The sequence below is a fragment of the Paraburkholderia steynii genome (assembly GCF_900100565.1).
Taxonomy (GTDB): domain Bacteria; phylum Pseudomonadota; class Gammaproteobacteria; order Burkholderiales; family Burkholderiaceae; genus Paraburkholderia; species Paraburkholderia terrae.
The window spans coordinates 34,635-47,917 of record NZ_FNDI01000008.1 but is presented as its reverse complement, the minus strand read 5'-3'; the positions used below and the strand labels follow the sequence as shown (position 1 = coordinate 47,917).

18 protein-coding genes are annotated in these 13,283 nt (G+C 64.4%); 4 read left to right on the top strand and 14 right to left on the bottom strand.

The features are described 5' to 3' along the window. Window positions 1-144 precede the first annotated feature (144 nt). Entirely contained in the window at window positions 145-1,359 is a 1,215-nt protein-coding gene (locus BLT65_RS16105; RefSeq protein WP_042304338.1) for a DUF2252 domain-containing protein, read from the bottom strand. Between the two features lie 219 nt (window positions 1,360-1,578). On the opposite strand from BLT65_RS16105, the gene BLT65_RS16100 reads away from it, so the two are divergent. Then, window positions 1,579-2,298, top strand: coding sequence for a GNAT family N-acetyltransferase (locus tag BLT65_RS16100; protein WP_091779066.1), 720 nt, complete (start codon window positions 1,579-1,581; stop codon window positions 2,296-2,298). A gap of 13 nt (window positions 2,299-2,311) precedes the next feature. Here the strand turns inward: BLT65_RS16100 and BLT65_RS16095 are convergent, their stop codons facing one another. The 12 genes from BLT65_RS16095 to BLT65_RS16040 form a co-directional block, all read right to left on the bottom strand. After that, the gene (locus BLT65_RS16095) at window positions 2,312-2,656 is read right to left on the bottom strand and encodes a type II toxin-antitoxin system PemK/MazF family toxin (RefSeq protein WP_091779064.1); all 345 of its coding nucleotides are present in this window, start codon (window positions 2,654-2,656) and stop codon (window positions 2,312-2,314) included. Between the two features lie 8 nt (window positions 2,657-2,664). After that, window positions 2,665-2,937 carry an AbrB/MazE/SpoVT family DNA-binding domain-containing protein gene (locus tag BLT65_RS16090; protein WP_091779062.1) on the bottom strand — a complete coding sequence of 91 codons (273 nt, stop codon included), beginning with the start codon at window positions 2,935-2,937 and terminating at the stop codon, window positions 2,665-2,667. A 256-nt stretch (window positions 2,938-3,193) separates the two neighbouring features. After that, window positions 3,194-3,718: a GNAT family N-acetyltransferase gene (locus tag BLT65_RS16085; protein WP_091779417.1), complete on the bottom strand. Its 525-nt coding sequence runs from the start codon at window positions 3,716-3,718 to the stop codon at window positions 3,194-3,196. Window positions 3,719-3,825: 107 nt separating this feature from the next. Beyond that, window positions 3,826-4,302, bottom strand: coding sequence for a VOC family protein (locus tag BLT65_RS16080; protein WP_091779060.1), 477 nt, complete (start codon window positions 4,300-4,302; stop codon window positions 3,826-3,828). Window positions 4,303-4,395: 93 nt separating this feature from the next. Beyond that, a complete protein-coding gene (locus BLT65_RS16075) occupies window positions 4,396-4,881 on the bottom strand; it encodes a VOC family protein (protein WP_042304342.1) in 486 nt (161 codons plus the stop codon). 138 nt (window positions 4,882-5,019) lie between these two features. After that, on the bottom strand, window positions 5,020-5,202 hold the full coding sequence (locus BLT65_RS16070; protein ID WP_425273132.1) for a YXWGXW repeat-containing protein: 183 nt from the start codon (window positions 5,200-5,202) through the stop codon (window positions 5,020-5,022). 112 nt (window positions 5,203-5,314) lie between these two features. Continuing rightward, window positions 5,315-6,475 carry a DUF1501 domain-containing protein gene (locus BLT65_RS16065; RefSeq protein WP_091779056.1) on the bottom strand — a complete coding sequence of 387 codons (1,161 nt, stop codon included), beginning with the start codon at window positions 6,473-6,475 and terminating at the stop codon, window positions 5,315-5,317. 2 nt (window positions 6,476-6,477) lie between these two features. Then, on the bottom strand, window positions 6,478-8,001 hold the full coding sequence (locus tag BLT65_RS16060; RefSeq protein ID WP_091779054.1) for a DUF1800 domain-containing protein: 1,524 nt from the start codon (window positions 7,999-8,001) through the stop codon (window positions 6,478-6,480). Between the two features lie 94 nt (window positions 8,002-8,095). Further along, the gene (locus tag BLT65_RS16055) at window positions 8,096-8,605 is read right to left on the bottom strand and encodes a periplasmic heavy metal sensor (RefSeq protein ID WP_091779052.1); all 510 of its coding nucleotides are present in this window, start codon (window positions 8,603-8,605) and stop codon (window positions 8,096-8,098) included. Further along, complete coding sequence (locus BLT65_RS16050) at window positions 8,602-9,081, bottom strand: hypothetical protein (protein WP_091779050.1); 480 nt, start codon at window positions 9,079-9,081, stop codon at window positions 8,602-8,604. Before BLT65_RS16050 ends, BLT65_RS16055 begins: the two co-directional genes overlap by 4 nt. Next, window positions 9,078-9,644: an RNA polymerase sigma factor gene (locus tag BLT65_RS16045; RefSeq protein ID WP_042304501.1), complete on the bottom strand. Its 567-nt coding sequence runs from the start codon at window positions 9,642-9,644 to the stop codon at window positions 9,078-9,080. Before BLT65_RS16045 ends, BLT65_RS16050 begins: the two co-directional genes overlap by 4 nt. 310 nt (window positions 9,645-9,954) lie before the next feature. Then, entirely contained in the window at window positions 9,955-10,257 is a 303-nt protein-coding gene (locus BLT65_RS16040) for a YXWGXW repeat-containing protein (RefSeq protein ID WP_091779048.1), read from the bottom strand. Between the two features lie 177 nt (window positions 10,258-10,434). Here BLT65_RS16040 and BLT65_RS16035 point away from each other — a divergent pair, with 177 nt between their 5' ends. The 3 genes from BLT65_RS16035 (at window position 10,435) to BLT65_RS16025 (ending at window position 12,138) form a co-directional block, all read left to right on the top strand. Further along, entirely contained in the window at window positions 10,435-10,899 is a 465-nt protein-coding gene (locus BLT65_RS16035) for a low affinity iron permease family protein (RefSeq protein WP_042304348.1), read from the top strand. 3 nt (window positions 10,900-10,902) lie between these two features. Further along, window positions 10,903-11,706: an AraC family transcriptional regulator gene (locus BLT65_RS16030; RefSeq protein WP_091779046.1), complete on the top strand. Its 804-nt coding sequence runs from the start codon at window positions 10,903-10,905 to the stop codon at window positions 11,704-11,706. 138 nt (window positions 11,707-11,844) lie between these two features. After that, the gene (locus tag BLT65_RS16025) at window positions 11,845-12,138 is read left to right on the top strand and encodes a DUF1330 domain-containing protein (protein ID WP_091779044.1); all 294 of its coding nucleotides are present in this window, start codon (window positions 11,845-11,847) and stop codon (window positions 12,136-12,138) included. A gap of 55 nt (window positions 12,139-12,193) precedes the next feature. Here the strand turns inward: BLT65_RS16025 and BLT65_RS16020 are convergent, their stop codons facing one another. Beyond that, a complete protein-coding gene (locus tag BLT65_RS16020) occupies window positions 12,194-12,925 on the bottom strand; it encodes a DUF429 domain-containing protein (protein ID WP_091779042.1) in 732 nt (243 codons plus the stop codon). Between the last annotated feature and the right edge of the window lie 358 nt (window positions 12,926-13,283).

Sequence of the window (13,283 nt, the reverse complement as noted above, 5' to 3'; positions counted from 1 at the left end):
TTGCAGGGCGAACGGACCCAGAAAACGACGCACTTTTTGACCACGACGCACCACCAGATTTACACATCTCGCCTGTCGCCGTAAAGCCCGGCAACATATTCGGATTTATCGAACGTACGGTCCGAAACGTTCGGCCGCGAACATTCACGCTTTCGCCTTCAGCGTAAAGGCGCCGCGATCGAACGCTTCGCAGTATGCCTTCCAGTCGCTGACGACCTGCGCTTCGCACTGTGTCGCGAGTTCGATCAACGGCAATTGCCATTTGCTGTCTTCGCCGAACGCGATCAGGTCGTCGGCGATCGCGGAAGTCTGCCTTCCGCTGCTGCGGAAGTGTGCCCACGCGACCAGCTCGGCCATGTTGCGCACGACGGACTCCAGCCTCGGCAGCTTGCCGTTCCAGTTGTCGAGCGCGACGCGGTCTTCCGATGGCTGCAGGCCGCGCAGCACGAACGGCCGCTGTTCGAACTCGACGGCATGCAGAAAGGCTTGCGACACCACCTGATTGCGCCTCTGAATCTCGACGACGCGCTCGGCCTCGCTGCCCCATTTGGGCTGCGGCGTATGGACGTTCGGCGCAGTGGCGGAAGGCAAGGCCAGCTTCATGTCGAGCAGGTAATTGCCGTCGGGCGAGCCCTTGCCTTCGACGAGAATCACATAGCGCTCGACGCCCAGACTGCCCGTACCGGCAATGCGGCGCGCGACGTCGATGATCTCGTAGAACTGCGGATTCGGCTCGCGCTTCGCGAAATCGTTCATGAACGCGACGACCTTGGCGCGCGCGTCGGCTGTAACAGGCAGCGCCTTCTTGCCGTCGACGCGCAGCGTGCGCTTTTTCCCCTTCAATTCGGTGCGCCGGTTCAGGTGATCGACGCGCGAGCGCTGATGCAAAGCCGCGAACAGTTCGCCGACCATGCCCTCGGCCGTCTCCTCTTCGATCCAGCGCGCCTTGCCGAAACGCAGCGCGGCGGCGTAGGCGTCGGTGAGTGTGTGGCACAGCGCGAGCGCCTCGGCGCGACTAAGCTTCAGGTCGTCGGCGGCCACCAGCACGCTCGACAGCAGACGGATCATTTCGTACAGGCACGGCGCAAGACACGCCTCGTCGAAATCATTGATGTCGAAATAGATGAGCCGGTTATCGCCCTTGTAGCTGCCGAAATTCTCCAGATGCATGTCGCCGCAGATCCACGCGTGCGGCGAGCCGTCCAGCACCGTGCCTTTGGACAGACGCTTGTAGAACAGATGACAGGTTCCGCGCAGGAACACGAATGGCGACGCGCGCATGCGCGCGTATTTCATCGCGAGGCGGTCGGGGTCACGGCCCGCATTGAACCGGGCGATTTCATCAGCAACGTCGAGCATGCGGACCTCTCACGAATGGGGAATGATCGCGATCATTCTGAACCAGCAGCCTTTCACTTCCAAACGTTCGCAATCGGCGCACCTTTCACGACCGGCGGCGAGACACCACGACGCTGGCTCCATCGAATCGCGCCCACCTGGTTCTTACAGACGCGCGGCCTTTGCCGTATCTTGCCCGCTTGGCATACTTCAAAACGCTACACGCGACGGGAGAATGACGTGGTGCAACGAGTCAACGAATACGGCCAGGCTATCGGCGAACCCATGGCACAGTGGCAGCCCGCGAAGGCGCCAGGCAATCAGCCGATGACAGGCCGCTACTGCCGGCTGGAACGGGTCGACGTCGAACGCCACGCGGACGATCTGTACGACGCCTACAGCGCCGCGCACGACGCCCGCGACTGGACCTATCTTTCGGTAGGCCCGTTCGACACGCGGGAAGCGTACCGCGACTTCCTCGCTTCCTGCGCGGCTTCCCCCGACCCGCTGCATCACACCGTCATCGATCTCGCGACGGGCAAAGCCATCGGCACGCTTTCGCTGATGCGGATCGACAAGGCGAACGGCGTGATCGAAGTCGGCTTCGTCGTGTTTTCGCAGCGTCTGCAAAAGACGCGCATGGCAACGGAATCCATCTTCCTGTTGATGCAGCGCGTATTCGACGAACTCGGCTACCGGCGCTTCGAATGGAAATGCGATTCGCTGAATGCGCCTTCGCGCGCCGCGGCGGCCCGCTTCGGCTTCACGTACGAAGGTATCTTCCGCCAGGCCGTGACTTACAAAGGCCGTAACCGCGATACGGCGTGGTTCTCGATCATCGACAGCGAATGGCCGGCGCTGCGCGCCGGCTTCGCGCAATGGCTCGACGAAGCGAACTTCGACGTGCAGGGCACACAGCGGCGCACGTTACAGGCGTGCATTGCGGCACAACGCCCGTAACGCGGCGACGCCGTTACATCATCAGGAATGCTTTCAAACTGCGGCGGATCGCATCCAGTTCGGGCTGCGCGATCCGCTCTTCCCTGAATTCACCGCGCCGCGCCACCCAGTCGAGCGTCGTGACCTGGTCGATCAGCGCGACGCACGGCTTGGACAACGCGGAGACGGGAATCTCCGTCGAAAAGCCGCGTATCTTCGACGTACACGGCACGGCGACAATGCGCTGTGCCGGACCGTTGTGCTCGTCGTGCGACAACACCACCACGGGCCGAGGATAACTGCCGCCCTGCTCGTGCCCGACCACGGGTTCGAGACTCATCCACCACACATCGCCGATCTCGGGAACGCCGTTCTTCATGTTGCTCCTTACCAGTCGTCCTGGCCCGTTGGATCGGCAAGTTCGGAACCCACAGCCACGCCAAGATTGATGGTCGGATGCACGTCGCCGGGCCGCGCCGCGAGTTGCTCGCGATACTCGTCCCAATTGAACGTCCTGATGGCGGGCGTTGCGACGAGCGCTCCATCCGCTACCACCATGTCGACTTCCTGATCTTCGCGCAGGTGCAGTTCGTCCGCCAGGCTTGCTGGAATGCGCACCGCAAGACTGTTGCCCCACCGCTTGATTGTCTGAATAGCCATAGCCCCACCTTCGCCCGAGAAATCCAGATACACGATTGCCTCCTTTGAAACCCCCGAGGGAGCAGAAGCGCCGCGCGTATCTACAATGTAGATACCTTGATGCTACGCGGCGCGGGTTGATGTGTCAACGCTGTATCTACGTGCGATTGGGTGGTTCAGATGACCGATGCATTCGCGTAGTTAATTTCGCATCGGCGGCGGCCTCAAACAATTCGGCCGGAAGATATAGGAACCCTAGGAAAGGCCCGAAAAACTCCTAGACAGCGCGGCAAAACACCCCGGTCGGATGCCCTTTGTATGTCGCCTGCCGCGCCTCGACGTAGCCGCATTTCGCCGCGACCCGACGCGACGCCACGTTATCCGGCGCGATGATGCACACGGTCTCACGCTCCGGCCATTTCGCATCGGCCCATGTCAGCGCGCAGCGCACGGCTTCCGTCGCGTAGCCGATGCCATGCATCGACGGCATCAACGCCCAGCCTATCTCAGGTGCGTCGAGCGGCGGTTCGATGTCGCGCTGGTAGTCCGCAAAGCCGATCTCGCCGACGAATCGGCCGCTGTTTTTCTCGCGGATCACCCAGTAGCCGTAGCCGAGCAGCGCCCAATGCCCGGCATAGCGCAGCAGCCGCGACCATACCTCTTCGCGGCTAAACGGCTTTCCGCCGATAAAGCGCGTAACGGTCTCATCGGACCACAGCGCGTAGCTCTCGTCGAAGTCCTCGCGAACATGAGGACGCAAGATCAGACGATCGGTTTCAAGCTCAAGGACGGAAGGATTCATCGCGCGTACCCGGCAGGAGCCGGCAGAGAGGAAAGCGCCGATGATCGCAGATACGCGCGCCGCAGCAAAAGCCATTCACGCGCGGCGCGCGCCACGCTCAACAGAAATCACTGCCCGTTAAAAGCCGCTTCGAGCGCCTTTACGTCGAGCTTCACCATTTGCATCATGGCCTGCATCGCGCGCTGAACCTTCGTCTGATCCTTGTCCGTCAGAAACTTCATCATCGCGGTCGGCACGATCTGCCACGACACGCCGTAGCGGTCCGTCAGCCAGCCGCATTGCACCGGCGAGCCGCCGCCTTCGAGCAGCCCGTCCCACAACGTGTCGACTTCCTCTTGCGATTCGCACTTCACGAACATCGAAATCGCCGGAGAAAACGTGTACTGCGGGCCGCCGTTCAACGCGAGGAATTCGCGGCCTTCCAGATGGAAGGTGATCGTCAGCACTTCACCCGCCTTGCCGGGCATCGACTCGCCGTAATGCGTGATGTCGCCGATGCTCGAATTCCCGAAGATGCCCGTGTAGAACCGGACGGCTTCCTCCGCATTGCCGTCGAACCACAGGCACGTGGCAATCTTGTCCATCACATCTCCTTGGATGGTTGTATCGGGCGCGGCAGCGTGCGGTGAAATGCGCGATGCATCACCGCGCATCGATTCACGCGCCCGCGACGGTCGTTATTGACGGCCTTGCGCCATCTGCTCCATCGCCGATTTCATTTCGTCGGGCGTGACGTCGCGCTTGTGCGTCGCGACGGACCAGCGGTGGCCGAACGGATCTTCGACCTGTCCGTAACGGTCGCCCCAGAACATGTCGGTGGCGGGCATGATGACCTTCGCGCCCGCTGCCGCTGCCTGTGCGATGGTGGCGTCCGCGTCGTTGACATACAGATGCAGCACGACGGGCGTGCCCTTCAGTTCCTTCGGCCCGAACGACGCGCCGTTGCCGCAATCGGGCATTTCGTCGACCAGCATCAGCGTCGAATCGCCAATTTTCAGCTGTGCGTGCATGATCTTGCCGCCGGGACCGGGCAGGCGCACCTGCTCGACTGCATTGAACGCTTTCTTGTAGAACTCGATTGCTTCGGCCGCGCCCGCAACGATGATGTGCGGTGTCAACGTGTGCATCCCTTCGGGGATGGGCTTGACGGCTGGCGTGGACATGATCGTGTCTCCTGATGTGAAGAGTTTCATGAGTGACGAAGTTTCGCCCGATTAGCGAGTCTTCACCACTACGACGAGTGAACCACCTTCAGATCGACACGCGCGACCGATATTTTTTTCGAACCGGATCGAACGGGGTCAAACGGGCCGCCAGTGCCCCGGCACCCATGCCCAGTGATTGCCTTCCCAGCGATAGTGACCCTTCACCCACCGATACCCCGGCGCAGGCGCCGCGGGTATCACCTCCGCGACGGGCGCGGGCTGCGCCGGCCGTGCGGGCTCGACGACATAGCAGGCGGAAAGTGTCGATGCGCAGAGCATGGCCGCCAGCAGCGCGCGTAGTTTCGTGGATTTCAGGTTCAGACCATTCATCGTCGAGTTCATCTCCCTGTTGATCGGTTGTTGGCTTGATTGTTAAATCGGCTCGCGCGTCCTAGACACGGATCAGGCCCGTCATCGGCTGCACGCTGCCCGCTTGCGCGAACAGCGTGCGCGAAGTCCTGTGCGGATCGAGCCCGAGGCTTTCGCTCGCGACGCCCGTAATCAACGAATCGAGCGACGCCGTCGGCTTCAGGTCGCGCGCCTGGTACAAATCGCTTTGCCGCAAGCCCGGCCAGTCGGCGACGACGCGCCCGCCCGCCACCGCGCCGCCGATCACCATCGCCACGGATGCCGTGCCGTGGTCCGTGCCGCCCGTCCCGTTCGCCGCAGCAGTACGGCCGAATTCGGTGGCGACCAGCACCGTCGTCTTGTTCCACGCCGGTCCGAGTCCGTCGCGCAATGCTGCGAGCATCGTGTCGAGCGCCTTGAGTTGCGCTGCGAGGCGCGGCATCTGCGCGCTGTGCGTGTCCCAGCCGCCCGTTTCGATCATCGCGATACGCGGCCCGTCTTCGCGCGACAAAAACCCGGCCGCCAGCTTGCCGAGACTCGCCGGGTCCTGGCGCGCGCCCGCATCGCCCGCGAGACCGCGCGCCGCCATCGCCGATTCCCACAGCGGACGCAACTGCGCGTCCTGTTCGTAGAGTTGCGAGACGCGTGCGAGCAGATCGTCGGGCGCCTGCGGCAGCCCGGAAGGCGCATACGACGCGACGTTCGACGCGCCGCGCAACGCCATCGGCACGGTCGGCGCGAACGCGATCGCGTTCTCGTGCGTCGTCGACGCTGCGCCCGGCATCATGCCGACGAGCCGATTGAGCCAGCCGTCCTTCACCTGATACGCGGACGATCCGCCCGTCTCCAGCACGTTCTGTCCGTCGAAATGCGAGCGGTCCCGATACGGCGACGCGACGGCATGCACGAACAGCGCCTCGCGCCGCCCGTACATCTGCCCGATCTGCACGAGCGACGGATGCAGCGCGAACGTGCCGTCGAGCTTGGTCGAAGCCGACGTATCGACGGCCAGCGCGCCACGCAATGTCGAATAGGCAGGGTCCGCGTACGGCACGACGATGTTCAGCCCGTCGGCGGCGCCGCGCTGGATCACGAACACGAAGCGGCGGTCGGTCGCAGCGCGTGCGAACACGATCTGCGGCGCGACGAGCATCGCGCCCGCGCCAGCGGCTGCAATGCGCACGAAACTGCGGCGAGTGAGCATGGTCATCTCCGTTGGAAATCGGGCGAGACGAGTAGCAGCGCGAGCGCCGTCGATGCGCTTTCCGCGCGCGACACGGCAAGCTGCGTCGGCTCGCTCAGCGAACCTGCCGTCAGCGTCTGCCCGAGCGAGCGAGCATCGAGCCGGTCACCGACGCGCGCCCCGAAACGCTGCGCGATCTCGACACGCCGCACGAGCGCATCGGGCGCGGCCCAACTCGCGGCGATATCGTCATAGCCGGCCGGCGAGCCCGGACGCCACACCTGCTGGCCGAGTTGCGTCAGCACGGGCGCCATCTGCACGGTGTTCGCGCCGTCGTTGAGGTTGTGCATGCCGAGGCCGCGCATCGACGAAACCGTCCATTCCCAAGGCGACTTGAACTTGACGGCTACGGGCGACCACGCGGCGTCACTGTCGATCAGCGCGCGATAAACCGTGGGCAGATCGCCGCGGCTTCGCATGAAGGCTGTTGCCAGCTGGTCGACCACGTCGGGCGGCGGATTGTCCGAGACGAAGTGGCGCGCAAGCTTGGTCGCGATATGCGTCGCAGTGGCAGGCGCGCTCGACAGATCGTGCAGCACCGCGAGCGTCTGCCCTTCGCCCGGCTGGTCGTAGCGGCGGCCCATGATGGTCCGCGTCCCCGGCTCGTGCAGTTGCGGACGGAACATGAACGCGCCCGGCGGCGCGGTGTTCGCATTGTTTGCGTTGCTCGCCTGCGGACCTTGCGCTGCCGCAATGCTCCAGCCCGTCATGGCGCGCGCGAACTCGGTGACGTCGTCCTGCGTGTAGCCGCTGCGCACGCCGAGCGTATGCAGTTCCATGATCTCGCGCGCCAGGTTTTCGTTGAGTCCGGGCTTGCGGTTCGGATTGCGCTGCGCGGCACGCAACGCGGCGACGCTGTCGGGTCCGACCGAGCGCGTCTGGTCGAGAAAAAGCTGCATCGCGGGATGACGCTCGACGGCCACCAGCATGTCTTCGAAGCGCCCGAGCACGTGCGGGCGGATCGCCTCCGCTTCGAATGCGCCGGCGAACGGCGCGACGCGGCCTTTGTCGATGGAGACTGCGAAGTGATTCGACCAGAAATGCACGAGCCGTTCGACGAACGGCGCGGGCGTCGTCAGCGCACTCGCGACGCGCGCGTTCACGGCCGCGCGGTACGTGTCGCGCGATTCCATGCGCTGCGCCTTGTTCGCGGCTTGACGGGCGGCTTTGCGCGCGTCATCCGCGTTGCTGGCGAGGTTCGGCGGGCTGGCTGCATTCGCGCCACTCGCGGTGGCGTTCGTTGCGTTCGTTGCCGTGTTTGCCATCGCCTGCTGACGTTCGTCGGCCAGATCCGCGGCAATGGCCAGCGACGTCGGTTGCGCCGCCCATGCCGCGGGCATCGGCTGATAGGCGTCGAACTGCGCGAGCAGCCAGTTCTTCGGATTCACCGGCGGCGCTTCGTCGGCGCGCGCACCGAGGCCGAAGCGGTTCAGCGCGATCGCGGCTGTGCTCAACGGCGGCGCCGTAGTTGCAGATGAATTGGCCATGCTCGCTCCTGTCTCGCCTGTCGTGCGTGGTTCGATGTGCGTTAAACGGAGTGAGTGGCGCTTTTCCGTCGCTGCTTTTTTCAGTCGCGGCCGATCAATCGCTCGCGGGCTGATTGCCCAGTTTCTGCAAGCGCTGTTGCGCCTGCGCGAGCCGCCATTGCCCACGCTCGCGCAAGCCGTCCGCGAACTTCACGCGTTCATCGGGCGACAAGGTCGCGGCGAAATCGGCGACGCTTTGCTCGACCCGCGAGCGCAGCGCGATATCGGCTTCGCGCGTGCGGTTCAGCGCCACGTCGAGCGCCGCGCGGTCCAGTTGCGGCGCGGCTAGCAGCCGCAGCACCTCGCGCCGATCCTCACGCCCGTCACGCGCGTACGCGCGCGCTTCGCGGCGCGCGTCCTTCAAGGCATCGACGAACTGCTGCTGGCGCTCCGCCGACAGCCCTTCCGCCGCGAAACGCAGCGCGCGCGGCTGTGGTTGAGTGGCGGCCGTCGCGCCGCCATGCGCGACGAACCACTGATACGCGCCGCCCGCGACGCCGCCAATCAGAAACACGTTGAGCACCAGCGAGCCGACCAACAGAAATTTCCAGGCGCGTCCGCTCATTCGTCACTCCAGTCTGCGGCCGTGCCGCCAAATCCAGTTGTCAGATAGGAAGACTCCGGTCCCGGCGACGGGTTGCCCGTCACGAGGAAGAACGACACCGCGAATGCGCCCGCCAATCCGCCGATCAAACCAACGCCCGCGAACGCCGCGCCCGACCACCACCAGCCCGCGCGCCCCGAGCCACCGCCCAGCCAGGCCAACGACAGCCAGCGCGGCCGGCGCGCTTGTCGCGGTTGTCGGTTATCGGGCGCCGAAGCAATCACGCGTTCGATGAGCGTTGCATCCGGCGCCATATCGGTCGCGGCGGCATCGCTCGCGAGCCATGCGTCGAGTTGCGCGGCCTGTGCAAGCAAAGCGTCCGCCTCCCTGCGATGCTGCGCGGCCCACGCGCTCGCGGCCGCGCGCTCCGCTTCGGGCCAATGGCGCGCATCGGCGCCATACGCATCGACGATTGCGCGAAATCTCTCTGGAGTCATCGGCTGGTCCTCGTTCCGGCAAGATCGTCGCCCGCCAGCTGCGCGCGCAGATTGCGCCGCGCGCGGGCCAGCAGGCTTTCGAGCGCGTCGACGGTAATGCCCATCAGCGCGGCCGCCTCGATGTTCGACAGTTCCTGGTAATAGTTGAGCACGAGCGCCTCGCGCTGGCGCGCCGGCAACGCGGCGAGCGCCGCGCGCACGCGTGCCTCGCGCGACTGCGCTTCGAGTTGCGCATCGGGCGTGGCGGCGGGATCGACGGCGTCGGGCAGTTCGTCGGCGGGTTCCTCGCGATGCGCGCGCAAACGGTCATAGCAGAGATTCAGCGCGACGCGATGCAGCCACGTATCGAAACGCGCCTCGCCTTCGCGCCAGCGCGGCGCCTGCTTCCAGATGCGCATGAACGCTTCCTGCGCGACGTCTTCCGCTTCCATACGGTCTCCCAGCATCCGCGTGGCGAGCGCCAGCAGACGCGGCAACTTGCGCGCGACAAGCGTGCGGACGGCGGCCGGCTCCTGCCTGCCGACGCCCGCCACCAGTTCCGCGTCCGGATCGCGTTCGCTCAACGCGCGCGGCTCCGGGTATGCCGCATATTCCACGCGTGCCGCGTGTCACGCGCGGCATGTGTCGCGACGAGATGTGCTGTCGTCACTGCTGTCGCTCCCTGTTGTTCTGATCGAGTGACTTCACCTTCACAGGAACACCGCGAACTCCGCGATGCGCTCTGTCAACCTCTGTTCAAGGCCGTTCAATATACGACGACGGCCGGCCGGTAGTAGTAAGGGTGCGCCGGCACCACCACGCAACCCGCGAGCGTCGCGGTAAGCAAGGCCAATAACATCAGCTTCTTCATCTTTCAGTCTCCCGTGGCCACGCTCAGCGCACCCAGTGCGCGGGCACCCAGCGCCAGTTCGGACCATGCGTAACCCAATGCCCAGGCACCCAGCGATAGCCCGGACGCATGGTCTGCCAGTGCCCCGCCACCCACACATAGCGGCCGTCCGCCCAGCGCCAGTGGCCGGAATCCCACGCGTAGCCCGCGCGCGGCGGCGGCACGGCTTCGACGCGCGCGGCGGGCGGTGCCATCGGCGCGACGATCACCGCCTGCGCGAACGCCGCTGAGGCGCTCAGCGCGGCCACGCCTGCTGCAAGCATGCGGACCGGTTTTTGCATGTTCATTGCGTTATCCCTTGGAACGGTTGCCGGTTTGAAATCGGCAGGTTTTAGGGTTAAACGCGCAAGCGGCGAAAATCCGTCGCGGGATTTTTCGCGGCTGCGAGGCCCAACGGGTGCGGTGGCGCACGCGCGGGGGAATGGGTATCGTCAAGGCTGGACTTCACACGACAGGAGCGCCCAGTGACAAACAGCAACTGGTTCTCGAAGTTCTCGACGGGTCTCTCCACGATGGCCGGCAAACCTGCGACGTTCGTGATTGCCGTGGGGCTCGTCGTCGTGTGGGCCATCAGCGGGCCGATGTTCCATTTCAGCGACACCTGGCAACTGGTGATCAACACATCGACGACGATCGTCACCTTTCTGATGGTCTTTTTGATCCAGAACACGCAAAACCGCGACACGGCCGCGATGCAGATCAAGCTCGACGAACTGATCCGCGCGCTCGACGGCGCACACAACGCGCTGCTCGATCTCGAAGAACTGAACGAAAAGGATCTCGGGCGCTTTCGCCAGCGCTACGAGCAACTCGCCGAAGAAGCACGCAGTGCGCTGCGCTCGGGCGGCACCGACACCGACTCGCCGTTCATCGACCAGAGCGAAAGCGATGACGACAAGGACCGTAAGCCTCGCAAGGACGCGCACTGAGCGATGACACAAGCAACTCCACCCGCCCTGCATGACGCGGACAAAGGCCATTCACTCGCGCGGCACTATCCGCGCGGGCTGCGCATCGATCCGCATTCGCATACGTGGGCGCAGGTGCTGTATGCCGTGTCGGGTGTGATGTGGGTCGAAGCCGGGCACGAGGCGCTCGTCGTCCCGCCGCAGCGCGCCGTATGGCTACCCGCCGGCACCGAGCACTCGATCCACATGATGAGCGACGTCGAGATGCGCAATCTGTATTTCCACGAACGCAGCATCGGCCATCTGAGCGCACGCAGCGACGTGTTCGAGATCAACGGCCTTCTGCGCGAACTGATTGCGTCGATCGCCGAACATGAAGAGGCGCATACGCGCGACGAAGACTATCTGAGCACAGCGTACCGGCTCGCCATGCTCGAACTCGAACAGGCGCCGCGCTCGTCGCTGCGCATTCCACTGCCTGATGCTTCGGACCGGCGGCTCGACGCGCTGTGCCGCGCGGTGATCGACAATCCGTCGAATGCGATCAGCTTCGAGCAGCATGCGGCGTCGGTGGGCGCGAGCGTGCGCACACTCGCGCGGCTCTTCACGCGGGCGCTGGGTATCGGCTTCGCGGAGTGGCGCAGGCAGGTGCAGCTGGCCGTCGCCGTATCGGGGCTCGCCGAAGGACGCGCGGTCAGCACCATCGCGCGCGAACTCGGCTATCTGCCGAGCAGTTTCAGCGACATGTTCCGCCGCGAACTCGGCGCGCCGCCGACCGACTTCGACCCTCACGCGACGCTGGCCGCGTCGGCTGCGTTAAAGTCCTGAGGCTGTCGGGCGTCGCGATACGCGCAAGCGCGCTCGCTGCGCTTGAGCGAGAATCGTGGGCGTCGGCGGCGCGGACGGACAGATGGATGGATCGGCTGGCGTCGCCATGGCCAAACCTTAAACGTGAGGAAACGTGAAATGAGCAAGGGATACTGGGTCACTGTTTACCGTAAGACGAACGATCCAGCGGCGCTGGCCGCATACGCACAATTGGCGGCGCCGGCCATCACGGCCGCGGGTGGCAAGTTTCTCGTGCGCGGTCTCGCCGAGGAAGTGCGTGAACAAGGCCTGAAGGACCGCACCGTCGTGATCGAATTCCCGACCTACGAGCAGGCCGTCGCGGCCTACGACAGCGAGGCGTACAAGAAGGCGTTGGCCGCGCTGGGAAATGGCGTCGAGCGCGATCTGCGCATCGTGCGCGGAGCGGAGTGATTCTTTTGGCGCGAGTGCTGAAACGTTGCGGAACAGCGCGGGCCGCAACGTTCGCTCAGTAGCAGATCACCATCGGCAGAAGCGCGTCGTCGCGCGGTTCATCGTCGGGCAGCATGACGGCGCTGCCCGCCGCGATGCGGCGCGCGCTCCACAGCACCGCAAAGGCATCGAGCACGTCGTCTCTCTGCGCGTGCCGGGCAACGCGTTCGTCAAGCGCGGTCTTTAGAACGGCGCCGAATACGGGGTCAAGCAAGGCTCTTCTTTTCGCGTGTCCCGCTTCTGACGTTTTGCCCTCCTTGAGCCCGGCCGCCTCGCCGCCTTGCTCGATCTGAAGCTGCATAAAGGCAAGCTCAGGATGCACCTCGAACACACGCGATGCATCGCTCCTGCTGGCGCGCAACGACGTATCGACTTCGGCGATCTTGCCGAGAATGTTGAAGGCCTGTTGCGAGATTCCTTTGCCCGTCGCTTCGCGGTTCAGATCGCACGCCGTTCGATACTCCCTGGCACCAAGCGTCTGACGCACAGGCGTCTGAAACACCGACGCGCTGCGCGGCCACTTCAGACGCTGCCTCGCTTCGGCATCGCACGCGCGATAGCCCGTCGATGACAGACCGATCGGCATATCGACGGCCACGATGGCGGGCGCCGGCGCCCACGCAAGCAACCCGGCAAACGTCGCGCAGACTCGCGTCTCGATCGCGCCCGTCCGGGCGTGCTGCCTGACGGCGTACCAGCCGCCCTTGCAGCCGTCCACGCCCACCAGGTCTATTGTCTTCTCACGCATCGCGTGTTTCCCCGAACCGGTTGATCGTTGTCACGATTCATTAAAGATGGAAACGACCGTCTGGACGTATAAAGGCTTACAGCGAATCTGCCCCACGAGCCCACTTGATCGAAGTCGTGAGCATCAAGCGCCTCTGCCTAAAAAGACGTCAAACACTATTCACGATGTTGTGAACTGCCCGTTCGGCGGGGCCAAGATGGCTGTATCGAACATACGTGCAGAACACTCCTCCACGGCATCGCACTTCACGCAAATCACTCAAACCGCAAAATGTCCAACGTAAAGGGCCATATCTTGAAAACAAGCTTACAGTGTGAATGAGCCACGCACTCAAACCTTTCAGACCTCTGCAACCCGT

Excerpts from the sequence above, each read along its gene's own strand:
- BLT65_RS16105 (WP_042304338.1), bottom strand. The coding sequence starts at position 1,359 with ATGCTCGACGTTGCTGATGAAATCGCCCGGTTCAATGCGGGCCGTGAC.
- BLT65_RS16095 (WP_091779064.1), bottom strand. The coding sequence starts at position 2,656 with ATGAAGAACGGCGTTCCCGAGATCGGCGATGTGTGGTGGATGAGTCTC.
- BLT65_RS16090 (WP_091779062.1), bottom strand. The coding sequence starts at position 2,937 with ATGGCTATTCAGACAATCAAGCGGTGGGGCAACAGTCTTGCGGTGCGC.
- BLT65_RS16085 (WP_091779417.1), bottom strand. The coding sequence starts at position 3,718 with ATGAATCCTTCCGTCCTTGAGCTTGAAACCGATCGTCTGATCTTGCGT.
- BLT65_RS16080 (WP_091779060.1), bottom strand. The coding sequence starts at position 4,302 with ATGGACAAGATTGCCACGTGCCTGTGGTTCGACGGCAATGCGGAGGAA.
- BLT65_RS16075 (WP_042304342.1), bottom strand. The coding sequence starts at position 4,881 with ATGTCCACGCCAGCCGTCAAGCCCATCCCCGAAGGGATGCACACGTTG.
- BLT65_RS16070 (WP_425273132.1), bottom strand. The coding sequence starts at position 5,202 with ATGCTCTGCGCATCGACACTTTCCGCCTGCTATGTCGTCGAGCCCGCA.
- BLT65_RS16065 (WP_091779056.1), bottom strand. The coding sequence starts at position 6,475 with ATGCTCACTCGCCGCAGTTTCGTGCGCATTGCAGCCGCTGGCGCGGGC.
- BLT65_RS16060 (WP_091779054.1), bottom strand. The coding sequence starts at position 8,001 with ATGGCCAATTCATCTGCAACTACGGCGCCGCCGTTGAGCACAGCCGCG.
- BLT65_RS16055 (WP_091779052.1), bottom strand. The coding sequence starts at position 8,605 with ATGAGCGGACGCGCCTGGAAATTTCTGTTGGTCGGCTCGCTGGTGCTC.
- BLT65_RS16050 (WP_091779050.1), bottom strand. The coding sequence starts at position 9,081 with ATGACTCCAGAGAGATTTCGCGCAATCGTCGATGCGTATGGCGCCGAT.
- BLT65_RS16040 (WP_091779048.1), bottom strand. The coding sequence starts at position 10,257 with ATGAACATGCAAAAACCGGTCCGCATGCTTGCAGCAGGCGTGGCCGCG.
- BLT65_RS16030 (WP_091779046.1), top strand. The coding sequence starts at position 10,903 with ATGACACAAGCAACTCCACCCGCCCTGCATGACGCGGACAAAGGCCAT.
- BLT65_RS16025 (WP_091779044.1), top strand. The coding sequence starts at position 11,845 with ATGAGCAAGGGATACTGGGTCACTGTTTACCGTAAGACGAACGATCCA.
- BLT65_RS16020 (WP_091779042.1), bottom strand. The coding sequence starts at position 12,925 with ATGCGTGAGAAGACAATAGACCTGGTGGGCGTGGACGGCTGCAAGGGC.